Source organism: Paenibacillus sp. M2 (assembly GCF_046713495.1).
Taxonomy (GTDB): Bacteria; Bacillota; Bacilli; order Paenibacillales; family Paenibacillaceae; genus Paenibacillus; species Paenibacillus amylolyticus_B.
In genome coordinates, this window is sequence record NZ_CP169648.1 from 2,206,488 (window position 1) to 2,226,288 (window position 19,801).

Genomic DNA, 19,801 nt, shown 5'->3' on the forward strand with positions numbered 1-19,801 from the left:
GTTTAGCGGGTTTTTCCGATGTGGAAATGGTTTGGTTTTGTAGTCGTGGTCACACGAATGTTCTCAGACCCCAAACCAAGCCCGGTGAAGGGCGTATACACCTACTGTAATATCCTCAATACTCAATCCACCAAAACCAATCTGAACCATGGATTTCTCCGCTTGAGCTGGTTGCGCCCAAAAGGGGGATACCGGGTAGACCTGGACACCTTCCTTCTCAGCAGTAGCAATCAGCTTGTGTTCATCCATTCCATTATGTACACGCAACAAAATATGAAGTCCTGCATCCTCACCAATGATGGTAACTTGAGCACCCATCATCTTCTGAATCATTGAAATGAGTGTGAATTGCTTCTGTCGATATACCTTTCTCATCTTGCGAATATGGGCTTCCCAATGTCCATTACTCATAAACAGCTCTAAGGTATTCTGCTGAAAATGAGAGACCGTTTGATCATATAATCGGTAGTCTTGTTTACGGTGTAGCTCTACCATGGCCTGTGGTAGAACCATATACGCAATTCGTAATGAAGGAAGAAGGCACTTTGAAAATGTTCCCAGGTAAACGGTTCGCTGTTGAGTATCCAGGCTTTGCAAAGAAGGTATCGGTTTGCCGACATATCTGAACTCACTATCATAATCGTCCTCAATAATGATCCCATTCTGTTCTGTTGCCCATTTCAGTAATTGCATTCTCTTGGCGAGCGGCATGACCATTCCATAGGGGAACTGATGTGACGGTGTAATGTAGACGATGCGGGAATTGCTTTCGTATAACTTATGGATATGAAGTCCATCTGCTTCTAGCGGAATAGGGTGAATGTTTAGACCTTTATGTTGAAAAACCGTCCGAACACCGTCATATCCCGGGTCTTCCATCGCGATACCATGACTAACGTCACCTATTAAGCCAGATAACACACCGAGCAGGTATTGAACACCAGCTCCAATGATAATTTGATCGGGTGAACAATTTACTCCCCTAGAACTGTGCAGGTAATTTGCAATTTCAGAACGAAGTCTCGGTTCGCCAAGAGGATCGCCATACGAGAACAACTTCATTTGATTCTGGAGCAAGCTCTGATTGGATAACTTGCGCCAAGTGGCAAATGGAAAATGCTCAGCATCTACGTCACCATAACGAAAATTGTATCGAATCTCTGGGCTATCCTGAATACTGTTTTCCAACCACTCCTTACTCACTACATGGGACAAGGGCAATGCTTCCAGCTTCAAATCCATTATGTATAAGCCACTTCTAGGTCTGCTCTGGACATAACCTTCCGCTAATAACTGTTGATACGCCATATCCACTGTATTACGGCTAATGTGGAGGTGGCTGGATAGTGAGCGAATAGAGGGAAGTCGAGAATCGGCTGGTAACTTTCCGTTCAAAATATCTTTTTTAATATAGTTATAAAGCTGAGCGTATAACGGATCTCCAGACTCTCTGTTCAACAATAATGTCAACTCAATCATGTTAATCCTCCTCGTTGCCAAAACTGACCCTGTTATTTTGTCGAGAGTTGTCACTACTTATGGGGTCAATTGATGGTTACAATTATATCAGTTCCGGTCGAATTGAAAAGATATCAGTACACTGGATTACTATTGTTGTAGGAGGAGAAGGAATGAACAAACCTATAGATGTTATGGAACGAATAGAAAATCCGTCAACACAAGCGGTGGAAAACTTTAATCAACACCCTGGTTTCCGCCGTATGTTTGCCCCAGACCAATTAACAATAGGGCTGTTTTTACCACTTCAATTTTATAAAGGACACATGGATGTTCTAAAAGGACAAGCTGACCTCGTGGAAAGCATTGATCAACGCAATTTTGCAGCCGTATGGGTGCGAGATGTCCCTTTATTTGATCCTGGCTTTGGAGATGCTGGACAAGTATTTGATCCATTTGTCTATCTAGCCTATCTTGCTGCAAGAACCCAAAACGTCTCCCTAGTAACAGGAAGCGCAATCTTCACGCTTCGCCATCCGATTGATTTAGCCAAGGCAGCTGCATCCATTGATGTACTTTCGGGCGGACGACTTGTGTTAGGGATTGCTTCTGGCGACCGACCTGCCGAGTTTCCGGCTTATGGGATAGATGGGGAGCTTCGTGATGTGCGATTCCGGGAGACGGTGGAGTTTTTTCGTGAGCTTATACAGGATAGAACTGGCGCAATTCAATCTTCTCTTGGTCAATTGAAAGGACTTGAATTGCTCCCGAAACCCGCAGCTGGTGGTATTCCGCTCGTTGTGACGGGCTCAAGCAGGCAGTCTTTAGATTGGATTGCGGAGAACAGTGACGGCTGGCTCACGTATCCCGAAGCAACGGCAAACGAATCCGGTCCTCAGATGCTTGGTCATAAGATTAGTGCCTGGCGTGAAAAAATACCTAATGGCATGTTCAAGCCGCATATGACCAACGAATGGATTGATCTTGTGGAAGATGTCAATTATCCTCGAACACCGCTTCGTGGCGGGTACATATTACGTACAGGTCGGGCAGGTTTGATTCAGCTTTTGGAGGAATGGCGATCAGTCGGCGTTAATCATGCTGCACTAGGCATTCATTTTTCGAGTCGGCCTCCTGCTGAGGTGATTCAGGAGTTGGCAGAGGAAGTATTGCCGCTCTTTCCCACGCATGTGGGTCCGAAGCCGTTGTTTACAGGGTGGTAGAGCATAAAATTGTTGCCTGATGACACAGATGGCTTTTCTCCGTATTTCTGTTCACGATGAGAAGAGTATCGATCCGCTGACAGCGATGAGGTCAGGGGTTCGATCCCCTAGGTACCATAACGAAAAAGACGTCATTACGAAATATATTATGACGTTTTTTCGTTATGGATTGTTCAGGTAGCGAATGCGTAGCTTAGTCCGCGTGCGTGCATGAAGCTGTAAATCGACTCGATACAGCAGATCAGGGATGATGCCAAAGGTATGACATGCTCTTTATGTAAACGCTTTAATTAAATATAGACAAGGGATGCCGACGGTGATAATATTGTTTCTATAAGAAACAATATTGTTATTATAAAACATAATTATAAGGACTTCATTCTTAAGTACACGAATAACGCCCTGTACTAAAAAATTTAATTGTTTGGTGCTTGAGCGTAGCGAGAGGGATGGGAAATATTATGAGTATAATTGAAACAACAATCGAATCTTTTGACAGCACTCGCCTATATTCTAGTAAAAATTTAGTTAGTGATGCGAAGGCAGCTGTAGTTATTGTTCACGGACTAGCTGAGCATGCAGGGCGCTACGATTATTTGACAGAGAAGCTGAATCAGCGCGGGTTTAGCGTGTATCGCTTCGATCATCGGGGTCATGCCAGATCCGAGGGACAGCGTACGTTCTATAAAGAGTTTGATCATCTTATTGAAGATGTTCATGTCATTGTCGAGGCGGCATTGCAAGAGAGCGGCGATCTTCCGCTGTTTGTTATCGGACATAGCATGGGCGGCTTCGCAACCTCGTCTTTTGGAACGAAATATCCAGGCAAGGTTAAAGGTATCGTGTTATCCGGAGCGCTCACTCGTTACAATACAAAAGTTGCGGGAGAATTGCCGATGGATCTGCCTACAGGCACGTATTTCCCGAATGAGCTGGGCAGCGGCGTATGTAGTGATCCCGCAGTTGTATCCGCTTACGCGAATGACCCACTAGTTGAAAAGCAAATCTCTGTAGATTTGTTTAACAGTCTGGGAAATGGCATAACATGGCTGAAGGAGAACGCTGAGCAGTTTATAGATCCCGTACTTGTTCTGCATGGGGCGAATGACGGGCTGGTCAGCGAAAAGGATTCTCGTGATTTTTACGGAGATATCGCTTCAACCGATAAAACACTCAAAATTTTTGCTCATCTGATGCATGAGATATTTAATGAACCAACCCGTGATGACGTTATTGAAGAAGCGATTACATGGATTGAAAAACGGATCTGATTTCAGTAGAGTAAGAGAGAGAATCTGAATGATGAAAGGGATTACCCATGAAATTAGATTGGATGGGCGACCATCGGGAACTGATTGAAAAAATTATCAAATACGGCAACGCGTACTCGAATACCTATAAGTTGCAGCGAAGTTATGGTACGGATATGATGTTCTCGGCTTCACAGATTCAGACGCTGGAGTACATTCTGGAAGCCGAGGACAAGGAAGAGAAGATGACGGAAATGGCCGCGCGCCTGGGCGTAAGCCGCAGTACATTCTCCAAGAACGTGAAGAATCTGACCGAAAAAGGACTGCTCGAGAAATTCCATCTAAGCGGTAACCGCAAAGATATTTACGTCAAACCTTCGGCAAAAGGGCGCGAGGTATATGGCAAGTATACCGAATTTGTGCGAGAGCTTTGCTTTGATGAGATTTTCAAGTATGCAGATCAGATTTCAGATGTGGACAAACAAAACTTTATTCGCATTATGGATATGTTCGCCGATGTACTCGTCTGGTATGGTGAAAAGGAACAGGAAGCGCGTAAATTAATCAGAATTGATTCCGATTCGGGCAGCGACTAGTTTCGAGATAAAAGGGATTTTCCTCAAGGCTGTTCTGTGGCCTGAAAGGAAAATTCCTTTTTGCTTGCTCTGAAACACGAACCTTGAAATTAAGGGCACCAGCCCATTCCCTCCGCGAATGTCCGTCATACAGTATAAAGTGCTTGATGCAGCAGAGGCTGTAGGACAATTATTCAGCAGGGAGTGGGACGTGTGAAATCATCAACGAAGCTTACCGGACGGGTTATTTATAAAGGAGATCCGGGATATGAAGCGGCGCGCAAGAACTGGGACCCGCATACCGACAAATATCCTAAAGTTTTTGTTTTTGCCCAACGGACGAAAGATGTATCCAACGCTATCCGATGGGCCCGTGAAAACAATGTGCCGATCCGGCCGCGAAGTGGCAGACACGCGCTGGAAGTGAACCTTTCACAGGTGAATGGCGGTATCGTAATTGACGTGAGTGATCTGAATTCGATCAAGCTTGATAAAAAAAATGGAACCGTCGTTGTAGGAACAGGCAACCGGGTAGGAAGAATTGCGAATACCCTCGCCAAGCAAGGATTCATCGCTCCTTTTGGTGACAGCCCCACAGTTGGAATCGGTGGGATTACGTTAGGCGGGGGAATTGGACCTCTCCAGCGTACCATAGGTCTCATCAGTGATAACTTGCTTGAAGTGGAAATGGTGGATGCCAACGGAAAAGTCATTCGGGCGAATAAAAATCTTAATGCAGATCTCTTTTGGGCCTCACGTGGTGGGGGTGGTGGTAACTTCGGAGTATATACCCGTTACAAATTCAAAGTGCGCCGGGCACCAGCGAAGGCGACTGTATTTAAAATTACCTGGCCATGGGCTCAATTCGAGAAGGTACTCAAAGTATGGCAGAAGTGGGCTCCCTCGGTAAACACGAGACTGGGCAGTGAATTGTCCATCGGACCGAAAAAGGGTGGAAATGTTATGATGGAGGGACTGTTCCTAGGCTCTAAAACAGAGGCCCTCCGATTATTGCAGCCAATGATTAGTGTCGGTACGCCGACGGGCTCCACGGTTCGTTTGTTGCCTTACACGGAAGTTGTGAAGTTCTTATTGCAGCCTGACCCGATTCAAAAGCAAAGATTCAGTAACCAGTTCTCCTCCGGTTTCGGAAGAAAACCATTTCCTGATAAGGCCATCAAAACGATGCGGGCATTTTTGGAGAATCTGGAAGAGGGGCCTGGCGGATTCTATTTCCTGAACTGGGGAGGAGCGGTAAGTCGCAAATCACCTCGATCAACCGCATTTTTCTGGCGGAAAGAGAAGTTCTATGTGGAATGGACCAGTACGTGGATCAAACCATCCCATGCCGCTAAAAATATTGCACTCGCTCGTAATACTCGCAAGAAATTACAACCATACATTGTCGGTTCCTATATCAACGTTCCAGACCAAGGAATCAAAAATTCCGGTCCAGTGTACTATGGAGCCAACTATGCCAGACTGCGGAGAGTCAAAGCCAAGTATGATCCGAAAAATGTGTTTAACAATCCGCAAAGCATCACGCCGGCTCGGAGAGCGTAAGGTAGAGCCATCCATTTTTACTAGCAGCTAGTGCTAATCAGAAGTTAAGTTCATCTATGTATTACTGATAATAAAGACACGTCTTTTATGGCGTGTCTTATTGATTTTTATGGTAGTATAGATGCCAAAACGATATATGAAACGATACAGTTGCTGTTCGAGACCCTTAAATGGAGGTATTGCTCATGTATGCACCGATCTTATCTACGAAATTAACCATTCCAGTTCAGCGCTCTCATGTAGTGGATCGTCCCCGCCTGTATGTCCGTTTCGGCGAGGGGATGCACGCTAAACTCATACTGGTCTCTGCTCCTGCAGGATCAGGAAAAACACTACTAGTTAATCAATGGGTTAAGTCTTCCTCTTTAGATACAGCTTGGCTCTCGCTGGAAGAAGCAGATAACGATCCTTCGCGTTTTTTGACATATCTATGTGCTTCGTTACAGACGATTGTCCCCAAGCTTGCTGAAGGAATGATGGGATTTGTTCAATCTTCCGAGCCGCTACCTATCGAGACCATTATTACATACCTTCTTAATGAAGTTTCTGAAATAACCAATCATTTTATACTTGTTCTGGATGATTATCATCTCATGACTTCAGAAGTGATCAATCAAGCGCTGGTCTACTTACTGAGGCACATGCCCCCGCATATGCATATCGTCATGACTACGCGTCGGCAACCCAAGTTACCTTTGGCTCGACTGCGGGCAAGAGGGGAATTGATTGAAATACGTGGTAGTGATCTGCGTTTTACTTCTGCCGAAAGCAGTGAGTTTTTGGATCGGGTCATGGGATTGAAACTTTCAGAGGAACATGTTGCTCTCCTTGAAAAGCGAACAGAAGGCTGGGTTGCCGGGTTGCAGCTAGCGGCCTTATCCGTGCAGGGTTCTTCTGATCCGAATCACTTTATGGAAACGTTCAGTGGCAGGGACCCATTTGTACTGGACTATCTAATGGAAGAAATATTACAAGGGCTAACCGAACAGGTACAGAACTTTTTGTTGAAAACGTGCATGTTGGATCGATTATGCGGTTTATTGTGTGATGCGATCCTTGATATAGATGAACCAAAGGAACATGAATCCGTTGATTTTACCGGACAGGACATGTTGGAGTGGCTGGAGCAAGCCAATCTTTTCATCGTTCCCTTGGACAATGAAAGGCGATGGTATCGTTACCATCATCTGTTTGCAGATTTATTGCGTAAAAGAGTACACCAGAATTCAAATTACGCCGGCACAGCTGAGACCGATCTGTCTATTACTGAGATACATAAGCGAGCGAGCTTCTGGTATGAGAAGCATCAAATGGAGCTGGAGGCTTTCAATCATGCTGTAGCTGCGGCAGATACTCATCGGGCATCGGATCTGTTGGAAGGTAAAGGTATGCCACTTCTTTTTCGCGGAGGTGCTGTTCCTGCCTTGCAATGGTTGAATTCACTATCCTCAGCAGAAATGGATTCAATACCTTCCCTTTGGGTGATGCATGCGGCTGCGTTATTAGTGTCAGGACATATGATAGACGTGGAACCCAAGTTGCAATCTGCTGAACAAGCGCTACAAGATATGGGCCCCGAGCAGATCGATTCTGATCTGATCGGACATATCGCTTCCATCCGAGCCACGCTGGCTGTCAGCCGGCATGATGCGGATACAATTATTACGGAGTCACTTCGAGCACTCAAATATTTGCATCCTCATAATTTGCCCATTCGTGCAGCAACAGCTTGGACATTAGGATATGCATACCAGCTTCAGGGAAAACGTGTGGAAGCCGAATTGTCCTACGAGGAATCATTATTGAACAGTACCAGGATCGGACATCATATCATCACGATGATGGCGACACTGGGCGTGGGGAATATACAGGAATCCAACAACCAGCTACACTTGGCGGCTGAAGCCTATCAGCAGGTGGTACATATGGCAGGTAAACCACCGCTACCCATTGCTTGTGAAGCCCATTTGGGTCTGGCGCGAGTTCATTATGAATGGAATAACCTTGATGTGGCGATGTTACACGCTCAACAGAGTGTGCAGTTGGCACATCAATTTGTCCAAACGGACAGGGTTGTTGCAAGTGAGTTATGGCTCGCTCGAGTGACGCTTGCGAAGGCGGATCTTCATAAAGCCGCTATCATGTTAGATAGAATCAACGAAAGGGCCCAACGGTTAAATTTTACAAAGGCGATCCCTGATATTACTGCTGCATACGTTCTTGTGCTCCTTCGTCAGGGCGATCTGAAAAAAGCAATGCGATTATCATGGGACAGAAATCATGCGCTTAGTCAGGCCAGAGTATTGTTGAAGCAGGGGAACACCGTGGAGGCACTTGGTATTATGGAATCCTGTCTTCGCTTGGCCATAACCAAAGGCTTCAAGGATGAACAGCTCAAGGCAACAATCCTTCTGGCGGCTATCCATAAGGAACATGGAAATAGAACACAAGCTATCGAGTTCCTGACTGAGGCCATGACGATGGCAGAGCCAGCAGGCTTCATTCGTGTATTTGTAGACGAAGGTGTTGTTGTGCACAACCTTTTGAAGAGGATAACAGCACGCGGTGACTCACGTTTATATCTGCTTCAATTATTGGCTGCATTTGAAGCTGAGGACAACAGAATAGAAATGATTTCGGAAGAAACAAATGTATATCCGTACGTTTCTGAACTGCGAATTGATACGCTAAGCGTGAGAGAGCTCGAAGTATTACATCTCATTGCGCAGGGAAGATCCAATCAGGAGATTAGTGAGATACTTCATATTGCACTGCCTACCGTGAAAGGACATAACCGGATTATTTTTGACAAAATGCAGGTGAAGCGACGAACCGAAGCAGTGGCAAAAGCGCGTGAATGGAAGCTCCTGTAACTTGTTATTCACGAACGATACTTTAGTATCTAGGGGCCGAACCCACTTCCCGATATACTGTTGGCAAACAGGAATATGTGGAGGGAAAGATATGAGAGCTATCATATGTACAAAGTATGGATCACCAGATGTGTTGCAACTTAAAGACATAGCGAAGCCATCACCTAAAGATCATGAGATTCAGATTAAAATACACGCAACAACTGTAACATCGGGGGACTGCAGAGTTCGTGGTTCCAATGTTCCGTTTCTGTACTGGGTACCGATGCGTCTTTTTTTGGGATTCCGAAAACCTCGAAATTCGGTCCTGGGCGTAGAGTTGGCAGGAGAAGTTACGGCGATTGGCAAGGAAGTAAAGCAATTTAAGTTAGGTGATCAGGTGTATGCCATCAATGGATTGTCTTTTGGTGCCCATGCTCAGTATATATGTCTCTCCGAAGAGGATCCAGTTGCTCTGAAACCCTTCAACGCAACGTATGAGGAAGCAGCAGCAATTCCGTTTGGTGGAACTACGGCCTTATATTTTCTGCGCAAAGGAAACATTAAACGGGGAATGAAAGTGCTCATCTATGGAGCTTCGGGAGCCGTAGGAACTGCTGCTGTACAGCTTGCGAAATATTTTGGAGCAGAAGTAACGGGGGTATGCAGTACAACGAATGTGGAGTTCGCGAAGTCACTTGGTGCCGAGCATGTTATAGATTATATGAAGGAAGACTTTACAAAAACAAGTCAGCGGTATGATCTGATATTGGATGCAGTTGGCAAAGTCTCGAAAGGTCAATGTCGGCACCTATTGGCACCTAACGGTACATATGTCACTGTTGAGGGGCAAGGCATCGCAAGGGTCACTGCAAAGGATCTGATACTTCTAAAAGAGTTGATGGAGGCTGGTGAGATGCAAGCGGTGATTGACAGACGTTTTGCCTTGGAGCAAATTCAGGAAGCTTATCGTTATGTGGAAACAGGGCGAAAGAGGGGAAATGTCGTGATTACGGTCAAACATGAGAACTAATTGGCAGTGTGTCCTTTTTGAGTTGGAACGGAACCTAACGTCGCACAATTAGCCAACCTATTGCAAACAGTCCTTATGAGATACACTAGGCCACAAAGTAACTGTGAATCTGAAGTGAACACATTTTCAAAGAAATCAAGAAGCTGCCCTCGGTCATATGACCAAGAGCAGCTTCTTCACATGTTAGATACGCATGGCAGTTAATGAGCATTAAGCTTTAACTTGTTCTCCAGCAAATACTTCCACGTTCATTGGAGCGGCCATGAATGCTGCTGCTTGTTGAACAAAAGCTTGGAAATGTGTACTTGTGTTGTGGGAAGCTGTAGCAGCTTCATCTTTCCACAGCTCGATCATCGTGTATTGTTGTTCTTGTTCTGTGCTTTTTGCCAGGTCGTAGCTGATGTTACCTTCTTCTTGACGTGTTGCAGCAATCAGTTCTTTCGCAGCTGCGAGGAATGCTTGCTCTTGGTCCGGTTTAACTTGCAGATGAGCGTGAATGATAATCATAATGTATAACCTCCATATTGTGTTTGTTTGGAATGTGTTAAGAATGTATGCTTATTGACCAGTATAATCGTGACTTACAGGGAAACCGTCCCTGATATTATGCCCAAGTTGTGATTGTTTCTACTGGCAGACGGTAGGAAGGATGACCTTCTTTGGCTGATTTACCGATCGAGATCAACATAACCGGTTGATAACGCTCTTTGTCCATGCCAAATGCTTCTGCAATTTGATCTTTCTCATAACCACCGATTGGGTTGGTGTCATAACCATGAGCACGTGCAGCAAGCATCAATTGCATGGAAGCAAGGCCAGCATCGATCAGGTTAACGTCACGAAGATCGGAAGCAGCCATCTTTTCGTAATAAGGCATTACAGTTTTGAGCTGCATATCCTTAATGTCTTGTGGCATGTAACCAAGTTCTACAGCTTTACCAAAAATCTCATCCATGTATTCAACGTTGTTCATATCAATGAATACGCCAATAACAGCGGCAGAAGTCAAAACCTGATTTTGATTGAATCTTGCAAGAGGCGCAAGCTTTTCTTTGCCTTCAGCTGTATCTACAACCAGAAAACGCCAAGGCTGCAAATTGATCGAAGATGGTGCACGGGAAGCTTCTGACAGAATTTCAGTCATTTCTTCACGGCTGATTTTCACTTCAGGATCGTAAAGCTTCACAGAACGGCGACCGTAGGTAATTTCGTTGAAATCATTGGTTTTTTGGAATTTGCTTTGAATTGTATTCATGCATGGATCTCTCCTCTATATATGGGTTTAGAAATTGTTGTGCATACGTTCCAGGAAATCGGCGAGTGACTGAACTTCGTCTTCACTGAAATCCTGTAAAATCTGGTTGATAAAATTAGTCTTCTCAGCTTTGTAGCCTTCAATCTGCTTCCGACCGTGGTCCGTCAGACGAACAAAAGTGACCCGATTATCATCGGGGTTCTTACGTCTTGTAACCATCAGGTCTGCCTCAAGCTGTTTTAAGTGGCGTGTTATCGCAGCACTATCAATGTTAATGATTTTCTGCAGCATGGATTGGTTAATCTCATCGACCTGATCCAGCTCATGCAGAATTTCAAAGCGAGAGGAACTGATACCCGTACAGCGTTCGAACTTGGGACTGATTTTGTTGCCCAACACGTTCAGCAGGTTGATGATCTGTTCTTCTTTGGAAACAATACGTGTCATGACTAGACCTCCCGGGTGAATCTGAATCATGAACAACGGCGTATGTTAACCAATGATTAATGTTGCAGTATACAATGCCATTGCCTAATGATTATTTGGATGCTCTCGATCATTGATGTATCAATATTTGATGCGTCAATCATTGATGGCTCAATTAATATATCATGCCGTTTATGATTTTGCAACAGCTTAGAAAATGTTGCTGATGCTGGCGCTATTTTCCCGCTACGTATACATTACAGTCCGTATAGGGTGTCCAAATGTATAAGTTAATATTGATTATTTATGTTATTGAGAATTGTTATCAACTATTTTATAATAAAATGAAATGTACATGATGAACGAAATTAACAGGCAGTTCATAACAGCAGCAAAAAGGTATGTCGATGTAGCATGGCAGGAGGGAAAGTACAGCGGAGATGAATTTGAATGATCACATCAGGTTGTGGAATCATGTTTTTGTCAAAATACTGGATGTACGCCAAAACGCTTTGCATCCTGGGGAGAAGCTGAAGAATTATCAACTACCAGCGAGTACCTATCTGTATATCACCGACGGAAGTGCACGGATACGAATGGATCAACACAGATACATCGTGGAGGGATTCCACATCATTCATGGAGGCAAGCAGGCGTATTTAAACATGGAGACGGATTCGGGCGTGGTGTATTATATGATTTTGTACAAAGCCATTCTGTCCTTGCCCTGTGGGATGGAAATTCAGCATCTGATGGACCATGAACGTCCGTTTCAGGACCAATATGCACTCGTACCAACCCATCCGCTGCACATGTATCAGTGTATGGAGGAATTGAAGCAGGAGTGGGAGCAGTCTACCAAACTCGCAAAGTTACATGCCAAAACCTTATTTCATCAATGGGTATATTCTTTGTTGGCAGACGTACACGAACAATCCATTCAGACACATAAACCGGATACGGTCACACAGGCTATTGATTATATGAATGCTCATCTGCACGAACCCATAGCTCTTGATGTAATGGCAGAAGCATTGGAATGCAGCGTGGGGCACTTGTCCAGATTGTTCAAGCAAAAGTTGAACATCAGTCCCATCCAATATCTTGGCCAGATCCGAATGGAGAGGGCTGCACATCTTCTGGTGCATACGGGTGCTACGTTGCAACAGATTGCAGAGCAAGTCGGTTATCCAGATGCACATTCACTAAGTCGCAGTTTCAAAAAAATCAAAGGACTATCACCAATTCGTTACAAAAAAGGTCTAAGCCAACGGTTACATAACTCAAAAAAGGCATTGGCAATGAACCAAAAGCAAGATTTGCCCAGTGTGATGCAAGAAAATGCCCTTCATCCGCTACATCCCTCTTTATATAATGATATTGATTATCAATATCAAAAGAATGTTGGAGGGGAATTACTGATGCAAGGAAAATTCAAAATGACAGCAGTAAGCATGATGCTGTGTCTCACATTACTACTCGCGGCCTGTTCCAGTCCTGCACCGTCTGCAAGTGGTACGCAAACAGAGACTAACGCGGCTACTACACAATCGGGTAACCAGGTAACGGAGGCAGGGAAATCGACTGCTCAACCAGAGACACGGACGGTTTCTACATTGAGAGGAGATGTGGTGATTCCGGCCAACCCGCAGCGTGTTGCTTCGGATCAATATATGGGGTACCTGCTGAAACTGGGCATTGTACCGGTTGGTGTAAGAACATTTATGCTGAACGAAGGATGGATTGAAAAGTCTGGCATTGCTGCTGATGTTATAGCGGGTATTGAGGATTTGGGAGGAGAGTTTCCAATGAATCTGGAGAAGTTAGTGTCACTTGAGCCGGATCTTATCATCGGTTCCATTGATAAAAATATTGAGGATTACGAAAAAATTGCAACGACTGTCTTTTTACCTTATTGGGAAGGCGATAAAACGTCTGGCCCACTGGAAAAGCTGCGCCGAATTGCTGGTGTTTTTGGAAAAGAGAAGGAAGCAGAGCAATGGATCACGACATATGAAGAGAATATCGAAGAGACTAAGAAGCAGATTGCTGGTGTAATTAAAGAAGGCGAGACCGTATCGATTATACAAATAGGGTACAAAGCGTTGTATGTACTTGGTGCAGAAGGCGGGAACTATGGTAGTTCCACGATCTATGAGATGCTGAAACTGCCTCCAACTCAGCAAGCACTCGAAATGAAGGATGGATTCGAGACGATCTCCCTTGAAGTACTGCCTGAGTATATGGGAGACCATATCTTCTTATATGGTTCGGGTAGTGAGGACGCCAAAGAGATCCTGAACAGCGAGGTTTGGAAACGTCTGCCCGCTGTGCAGAAAGGACAAGTCTACGCCTATGGTTCCTTGGATGGTACAGAGGATGAGTTTGTCATGGAAGATCCCTATTCACTGGAGTTGCAGTTGGATAGTATAAAGAATTTACTATTGGGAGCTGAAAAATAGAGTGTGATCAGTTCACATAGAATCGGATCAGAACAGGGAGGGGACGTGAGCATGGAGGAAAATGATTGGATCAAACAACTGGAGCAACTACATTTCTCTGCTGTCCACGTCTGCCATTACTCTAGCAATCCGCGGGCTGTACAGCGTCGGATCTGGAAAAGGTTCGCCATTTGCAGGGTCATCGTTGGCAAGGGATCTTTGTCTATGGATAACATTGTACATACGGTATCTCAAGACGAGTGGTTTTTGTTGAAGCCAGGAATGCATGTGGAGTTTCAGACAGATATGGAAGCCCCCGTCCGATATCAGATCATTTTATTTTCCTGTGTGACACTTACCCGAAGCCGGAATGCTTGGCATAGCGATGCAGTTGATTTTCCTGTGACGGGCAAACTTAATGTTCCTTCCAATACACGTGATATTCAGGAGATGATGGATACCCTGGTGAGTGGAAAACACTCGTTTACGAGTCTGGAAAAGACGCGCAGGAAACATCTTTTGCATCAGTTGTTGATTCAGTTAATGATGCACGTGAATGAAGCAGCTCCCCCTGTAGCGGGGATGGATTTGGCACTTGAATATATGACGAATCAGTATATGGAAGACATTCGAATTGATCAGATGGCCCGCATGGCAGGGCTTAGTGTGAATCATTTTATAAGAACATTCAAACGACAAATAAATATGACCCCGATTGAATATATACTGAAGCTACGTATGACAAAGGCCAAACAGTTGTTATTTTCTTCAGATAAAATCAAGGAAATTGCGGAGCAAGTGGGTTATAAGGACGAGCACTATTTCAGCAGAGTCTTTAAGAAAAACGAAGGAATCGCCCCAACGTTGTATATGAAAAATAAAGTGAATCGCATTGCCACCTTATATTACGGGTTGGACGATTATGTGATAACGCTCGGTTTGAGGCCAGTATCCGCTTTATCCTATGGTCAGAGGGTGGCTCGTCATGTTGCCATACCTGCGCTTCAAGCACACAGTCATCAGGGGGTTATCCTGGATAGCTTCAATCAGAACTATGATGATTTGAGGCGAGTCCAACCGGACCTGATCATTACGAGTGATCGTTTGGAACCAAATGACTCACTGCATCGTATCGCGCCTACCACCATGCTGGAGCACACCAACCATTTTGGGGAAAGACTTCTGTATATGGCGGACATTATGGGCCGCACCGAACAGGCTGTACAGTGGATAGAACAACATGCTGAACTGAGTCGGGTTCTTCGAGGGCGTATTCAATCCAGGTGGGGGAAACAGAGTGCCATGTTCATCCGAGTGACTTCTCATTTCTACCGAATGTATGGATTGAACAACCAGACAGGTGCCCTATTGTATGATGATCTGGGATTTTATTTGCCTCGTGATTTTCCGGAACAACAGTGGGCTGTAGAGAGTAAAGTTAGCGATTTGCAGTTATACGACGTGGATCATGTGTTTGTAATGGTCGATCCCACAGAAGAGGCACGTGCTCAACTGAGGCAATTACAGCAATCCAGTGCATGGTTGGCATTAAAGGCTGTTCAAGAAGGCCATGTATATAATGCAGGAGATATTTTTTTCAAAACGCTGGGTCCAACCGGACGCATGTGGGCCATGCGATATGTGGCAGAGCAACTTGGGGTTACCTTACGGTGATATTGTGCAAGAGAAGAGAGTGGAATAATCCATGGTAAGCCTGTATGCTTTTCCCTACTATAGTGATAATGATTATTATTATTAAATAGCAGAGGGGATTTACTACAAATGGTAAGACAGAGAGCAGCAACGATGATACTGTTGGCCCTGCTTGTGCTCGTTCTGACGGCATGTAGCAAGGCATCAGAAGTAACGGAAGCAACGCCTCCGCAACAGGATACACCTGTGGAAGAGAGTGGTACGCAAACGATTGAGCATCTTAAAGGAACAGCGGTTGTACCGCAAAAGATAGAGCGTATGGTGGTATTATCTGCTGCTTACATCGATCACATGTTGACGATTGGTGAGAAACCAGCAGGCGTTAATGTAGAAGTTCGTTACGGAGGAGATTATTTGCCTTACCTTGCAGATCAGCTTGCCGGCGTTCCAACGGTAGGGTCGGCAGATAGTCCTAACCTGGAGGCTATCCTTCAGATTGATCCGGATGTCATCGTTATTGAGAGTCGAACTGCGGAGAGTATGTATGATCAGTTGGAGAAAATCGCTCCGACGATTGTACTTGGTACTGAATGGCTGGATTATGCTGATGATACAACCTATTGGACACAGGATCTGTTGACCATTGCCGGGATGTACAACAAAGTGGATCTGGCAAAAGAAAAGATAGCCGAGGTAGAGCAGCAGGCGAAGCAATTAAAAGCGAAGATCGAACAACTGGATCAAAAAAAGTTGGCTTATCTGCGTGTAAGAGAGAAGACCTTGCAAATATACGCGGCAAAAGGACATCCAACCAACACACTTTTATATGATGATCTTGGATTTGTGCCAACGACTGTGACACCTGCCGAACAACGTGAGGACTTATCCATGGAGAAAATAGCAGATGTGGATGCTGATTTTGTAATTCTGGAGATTGACCCGAATGCCGATGAGTATTTAAACAACATCAATGCAAGCTCACTCTGGAAGGGAGTACCGGCTGTTGGTGCAGATCAGGTCTATACGACAGACTCGTTCTGGTTGTTTAAGGGCTGGGGAGCGATTGGGCGAAGCGAGATTATCAACGAAGTTGAAGAGATGATTCAATAGATGAGACGTTATCCAAGACATGACTATTTAGAGATGTCGGAAGCGATACAGCAATTTTTTGTGACGACGATCCGAGTGGACTGCGATGATTCCAAGTATCCTTTCCGTGTGAAGGATCTGCTGAATGAAGAGAAACGAAACTTGATACTGCGTGAACAGGCTATGCAGCAAGGGCTTCAACTGGGAGGCAAAGGAAGTGTGGCCGTTGGTACACTTTTTGCTAAGCGTTACTCCGTATTTGTTATGTCCGTAATCTCAGCATTCAGTCTATACGATACGATACTTAGCATTGCAGACGATGATGTGCGGTTTGAATTGAATGGAGCAGGTGGCATGCGATATGAGACTCGGCTGAAGAGCACCTTTCTGGAGGGTGGAGATCCTGTTCAGCGCAGATCAGAGAGCGGCTTGCTCAAGAAGAGAATGCTGTTACATCTTGAACCCGTTCTGCGAGCAGTAGCCGTTAGTACAGGAGCGAGCGATAAGGTGATGTGGTCTCTAGTTGCCCATAATGTGCAACAATTGTATGAACGAATGATCAATGATCAGAGCATATGGAAGACGGATCAGCGGCTTGAACAGATCAAGGAAGATCAAAGCATATGGTTTGACGAACAAAATGAAAATGCATTTACATTTGCCATGAAGCTGAATCGCTTTGATCACCCCGAGTGGCAAGGACAGCCGTTCTTGATACGTCGATATTGTTGTTTGGCTTATCAAGTTGGAGACGGCAGTCATACACATGGTTATTGCAACAGTTGTCCGAAGCTGGATTCGGATTCCCGATTGAGCAAACTTCTCCAGCAGTGAACAGACACTCTTGTACCGTATGGTACGAATCTGTTTGAGACAATCCATGTTCTCTTCGGTTTCCAATGGGTAGAATCTAGGATCAACAAGCTACACAACCTGCAGCGGCTTGAGCCAGCGTCTGCGGGTTTGTTGGCTTTGTACAGGGTCACGATACCTTTGCATTGAGGGATAGTATTCGTTATACTACAAGCTATTGATCAATTAATCACTAACTATTGGAGGACGAATTACCATGGCTAAAGATACAGCAGCGTCGGTTAACCGGCGAAATGATATTATCTCTGCAGCAATTGACGTCTTCGCGGAAATTGGCTATTATCGTGCGACTACAGCCCAGGTGGCTGAACGGGCACAGATCTCACAGCCGTATATATTTCGTTTTTTCAAAACAAAAGAAGCTTTATTATTAACTGCAATTGAGGTCTCATGGACACGGGTGATTGATTCGTTTCGAATTGTGGTTGAGACGGCGACACCAGATCAGTTAGAGAATGATCTCATTGAAGCCTACGATAAGATTCTGGAATCGCACAAGAGCGAAATCTTGCTTCAGATGCAGGCGCAAACGATCCGGGAGGAAGTCATTCGTCAGGCCATGCAAAAAGGCATTAGTGATGTACGAAGCATGGTATTGGAAGCTTTCACCGTTGCAGGAATTGCTGAACCGCTAAAAAGAACCATGATTTTTCTGGCAATCGGGATGTTGTGTAATGTATCCAATGCACTGGATATGCCGGAGCTGAAGGAGCGATAGAGAGGGAGGAAAAATCCCTTTTTGAATTTTAGTTATTGATCAATCACTAAATATGGGTTATATTGTTTTCAGATAAGTAATTGATCAATCACTAAATGGATGAAAGAGGTCGATGTATGATGAAAAGAGCTATTGTGATTGGAGCCACAGGTGGAACAGGTGCAGCAATTACGGAAGAATTGATTAGACGGGGTATTTTTACAATTGCATTTGGGCGATCCCGTCAAAAACTGGAGCAACTTGCGGTAAAGTTGGGATCTCCAGATCACCTGCAAATCGCAGTGGGAGATGCATTTCGGTCGGATGATATTATCGCTGCTTCCCTAGAAACGGATGTCATGTTTCATTGTGCGAATGTCCCGTATAACGAGATGGAAAGCAGGCTAATTCCGCTGGGCGAATCCGTGATGGCGGCGGCAGAACACTTGGGTCTTAACGTGGTTGTAATAGACGGAATCTACCCTTATGGTAGAAGACAAATGAGCGAGGTAACGGAAGAACATCCGAAGCAGCCACATACCCGAAAAGGCAAGACACGACTTGCCTATGAACAGATGTTATTCAGCACAAGATGGAGCAGAGCTCAGGTGATGATTGTTCGCTTGCCAGACTATTATGGCCCATCGGCTAATCAAGCTTCCTATCTGGGTTCAACCCTTGAAGCGATAGCAAAAAGTAAGATGGCTTTTTTTATCGGAAATATGAAGGTACCCAGAGAGTACATCTATTTACCGGATGCTGCAGTCATGGTGGTGGAGCTGGCTAGCAGAGAGATGACGTATGGACAGAATTGGAACATTCCTGGATCGGGGATCATCTCGGGTCATGACATCGTGCGATTGGCACAGAAGGCTGCGGGAAGAAGCAAACCTGTGATGGCGTTAGGAAAAATAAGGTTGTCGTTGATTGGACTAGGTGTACCCGTTATGAAAGAAATTGTAGAAATGTTATATCTGACCGAGGAACCCCTGATCTTGAGTAGACAGAAATATGAGGAACGGATTGGCCCGGTTGTGGCAACATCTTTTGAAGAAGGAATTGCGTTGACGATTAAGGAGTTGCAGGGGGAGTAGAGGGGAATATATTTTTTGGAGAAAAGTAATTGATTGATCACTAACTGCTAAGGTGTTATAGGTATATTTAATAGGGGCGCACAAAGCTAGTCCAGGGCATAGAGTGTACTATTGTAAAATGCGGGGATTTGATGTGGTGTACAAGGAGGGGGGATTCTCTTGTGAGCGGTATATCCAAAAGGAGACGCAAAATTTCCTCAATCAGTACAGGTAAACGGAAATCAAAAAAATCAAAAAAGCACTCTATCCCAAAGAAGAAGAGTAAGTCTTGTAAGAAAAGCAGACGTAAATGCAAAAAAAAGAAAAGCCACAGGATTCC

16 protein-coding genes are annotated in these 19,801 nt (G+C 44.8%); 12 read left to right on the top strand and 4 right to left on the bottom strand.

The window, feature by feature from the left end:
• Window positions 1-63 precede the first annotated feature (63 nt).
• On the bottom strand, window positions 64-1,479 hold the full coding sequence (locus ACETMN_RS10295) for a PLP-dependent aminotransferase family protein (protein ID WP_192132524.1): 1,416 nt from the start codon (window positions 1,477-1,479) through the stop codon (window positions 64-66).
• Between the two features lie 152 nt (window positions 1,480-1,631).
• Here ACETMN_RS10295 and ACETMN_RS10300 point away from each other — a divergent pair, with 152 nt between their 5' ends.
• From ACETMN_RS10300 to ACETMN_RS10325, 6 genes are all read left to right on the top strand, one after another.
• Window positions 1,632-2,681 (top strand): LLM class oxidoreductase, encoded by a 1,050-nt coding sequence (locus tag ACETMN_RS10300; RefSeq protein WP_197997738.1) that lies wholly within the window; start codon window positions 1,632-1,634, stop codon window positions 2,679-2,681.
• A gap of 461 nt (window positions 2,682-3,142) precedes the next feature.
• Window positions 3,143-3,952: a lysophospholipase gene (locus ACETMN_RS10305; RefSeq protein ID WP_411736121.1), complete on the top strand. Its 810-nt coding sequence runs from the start codon at window positions 3,143-3,145 to the stop codon at window positions 3,950-3,952.
• Between the two features lie 47 nt (window positions 3,953-3,999).
• Window positions 4,000-4,527: a MarR family winged helix-turn-helix transcriptional regulator gene (locus ACETMN_RS10310; protein ID WP_105598075.1), complete on the top strand. Its 528-nt coding sequence runs from the start codon at window positions 4,000-4,002 to the stop codon at window positions 4,525-4,527.
• A gap of 192 nt (window positions 4,528-4,719) precedes the next feature.
• Complete coding sequence (locus ACETMN_RS10315) at window positions 4,720-6,069, top strand: FAD-binding oxidoreductase (RefSeq protein ID WP_411736122.1); 1,350 nt, start codon at window positions 4,720-4,722, stop codon at window positions 6,067-6,069.
• Between the two features lie 185 nt (window positions 6,070-6,254).
• Entirely contained in the window at window positions 6,255-8,942 is a 2,688-nt protein-coding gene (locus tag ACETMN_RS10320; RefSeq protein ID WP_341072855.1) for a LuxR C-terminal-related transcriptional regulator, read from the top strand.
• 91 nt (window positions 8,943-9,033) lie between these two features.
• The gene (locus ACETMN_RS10325; RefSeq protein WP_341072857.1) at window positions 9,034-9,954 is read left to right on the top strand and encodes an NAD(P)-dependent alcohol dehydrogenase; all 921 of its coding nucleotides are present in this window, start codon (window positions 9,034-9,036) and stop codon (window positions 9,952-9,954) included.
• Between the two features lie 210 nt (window positions 9,955-10,164).
• On the opposite strand, the gene ACETMN_RS10330 is transcribed toward ACETMN_RS10325, so the two are convergent.
• From ACETMN_RS10330 to ACETMN_RS10340, 3 genes are all read right to left on the bottom strand, one after another.
• The gene (locus tag ACETMN_RS10330; RefSeq protein WP_192132513.1) at window positions 10,165-10,461 is read right to left on the bottom strand and encodes a putative quinol monooxygenase; all 297 of its coding nucleotides are present in this window, start codon (window positions 10,459-10,461) and stop codon (window positions 10,165-10,167) included.
• A 97-nt stretch (window positions 10,462-10,558) separates the two neighbouring features.
• Window positions 10,559-11,209, bottom strand: coding sequence for a nitroreductase family protein (locus ACETMN_RS10335; RefSeq protein WP_341072859.1), 651 nt, complete (start codon window positions 11,207-11,209; stop codon window positions 10,559-10,561).
• A 27-nt stretch (window positions 11,210-11,236) separates the two neighbouring features.
• Window positions 11,237-11,656: a MarR family winged helix-turn-helix transcriptional regulator gene (locus tag ACETMN_RS10340; protein WP_017689456.1), complete on the bottom strand. Its 420-nt coding sequence runs from the start codon at window positions 11,654-11,656 to the stop codon at window positions 11,237-11,239.
• A gap of 419 nt (window positions 11,657-12,075) precedes the next feature.
• On the opposite strand from ACETMN_RS10340, the gene ACETMN_RS10345 reads away from it, so the two are divergent.
• From ACETMN_RS10345 to ACETMN_RS10370, 6 genes are all read left to right on the top strand, one after another.
• Window positions 12,076-14,097 (top strand): helix-turn-helix domain-containing protein, encoded by a 2,022-nt coding sequence (locus ACETMN_RS10345; protein ID WP_411736123.1) that lies wholly within the window; start codon window positions 12,076-12,078, stop codon window positions 14,095-14,097.
• A 51-nt stretch (window positions 14,098-14,148) separates the two neighbouring features.
• The gene (locus ACETMN_RS10350) at window positions 14,149-15,750 is read left to right on the top strand and encodes a helix-turn-helix domain-containing protein (RefSeq protein WP_091017618.1); all 1,602 of its coding nucleotides are present in this window, start codon (window positions 14,149-14,151) and stop codon (window positions 15,748-15,750) included.
• Between the two features lie 108 nt (window positions 15,751-15,858).
• The gene (locus ACETMN_RS10355; RefSeq protein ID WP_091017616.1) at window positions 15,859-16,839 is read left to right on the top strand and encodes an ABC transporter substrate-binding protein; all 981 of its coding nucleotides are present in this window, start codon (window positions 15,859-15,861) and stop codon (window positions 16,837-16,839) included.
• Window positions 16,840-17,652 carry a hypothetical protein gene (locus tag ACETMN_RS10360; protein ID WP_091017614.1) on the top strand — a complete coding sequence of 271 codons (813 nt, stop codon included), beginning with the start codon at window positions 16,840-16,842 and terminating at the stop codon, window positions 17,650-17,652.
• A 235-nt stretch (window positions 17,653-17,887) separates the two neighbouring features.
• Entirely contained in the window at window positions 17,888-18,409 is a 522-nt protein-coding gene (locus ACETMN_RS10365) for a TetR/AcrR family transcriptional regulator (RefSeq protein ID WP_076318384.1), read from the top strand.
• A 119-nt stretch (window positions 18,410-18,528) separates the two neighbouring features.
• The gene (locus ACETMN_RS10370; protein ID WP_091017781.1) at window positions 18,529-19,482 is read left to right on the top strand and encodes an NAD-dependent epimerase/dehydratase family protein; all 954 of its coding nucleotides are present in this window, start codon (window positions 18,529-18,531) and stop codon (window positions 19,480-19,482) included.
• The last annotated feature ends 319 nt before the right edge of the window (window positions 19,483-19,801 follow it).

Coding starts and splice junctions, on each gene's coding strand:
- ACETMN_RS10335 (WP_341072859.1), bottom strand. CDS start 11,209: ATGAATACAATTCAAAGCAAATTCCAAAAAACCAATGATTTCAACGAA.
- ACETMN_RS10365 (WP_076318384.1), top strand. CDS start 17,888: ATGGCTAAAGATACAGCAGCGTCGGTTAACCGGCGAAATGATATTATC.
- ACETMN_RS10350 (WP_091017618.1), top strand. CDS start 14,149: ATGGAGGAAAATGATTGGATCAAACAACTGGAGCAACTACATTTCTCT.
- ACETMN_RS10360 (WP_091017614.1), top strand. CDS start 16,840: ATGAGACGTTATCCAAGACATGACTATTTAGAGATGTCGGAAGCGATA.
- ACETMN_RS10300 (WP_197997738.1), top strand. CDS start 1,632: ATGAACAAACCTATAGATGTTATGGAACGAATAGAAAATCCGTCAACA.
- ACETMN_RS10325 (WP_341072857.1), top strand. CDS start 9,034: ATGAGAGCTATCATATGTACAAAGTATGGATCACCAGATGTGTTGCAA.
- ACETMN_RS10345 (WP_411736123.1), top strand. CDS start 12,076: ATGAATTTGAATGATCACATCAGGTTGTGGAATCATGTTTTTGTCAAA.
- ACETMN_RS10305 (WP_411736121.1), top strand. CDS start 3,143: ATGAGTATAATTGAAACAACAATCGAATCTTTTGACAGCACTCGCCTA.
- ACETMN_RS10355 (WP_091017616.1), top strand. CDS start 15,859: ATGGTAAGACAGAGAGCAGCAACGATGATACTGTTGGCCCTGCTTGTG.
- ACETMN_RS10370 (WP_091017781.1), top strand. CDS start 18,529: ATGAAAAGAGCTATTGTGATTGGAGCCACAGGTGGAACAGGTGCAGCA.
- ACETMN_RS10320 (WP_341072855.1), top strand. CDS start 6,255: ATGTATGCACCGATCTTATCTACGAAATTAACCATTCCAGTTCAGCGC.
- ACETMN_RS10330 (WP_192132513.1), bottom strand. CDS start 10,461: ATGATTATCATTCACGCTCATCTGCAAGTTAAACCGGACCAAGAGCAA.
- ACETMN_RS10295 (WP_192132524.1), bottom strand. CDS start 1,479: ATGATTGAGTTGACATTATTGTTGAACAGAGAGTCTGGAGATCCGTTA.
- ACETMN_RS10310 (WP_105598075.1), top strand. CDS start 4,000: ATGAAATTAGATTGGATGGGCGACCATCGGGAACTGATTGAAAAAATT.
- ACETMN_RS10340 (WP_017689456.1), bottom strand. CDS start 11,656: ATGACACGTATTGTTTCCAAAGAAGAACAGATCATCAACCTGCTGAAC.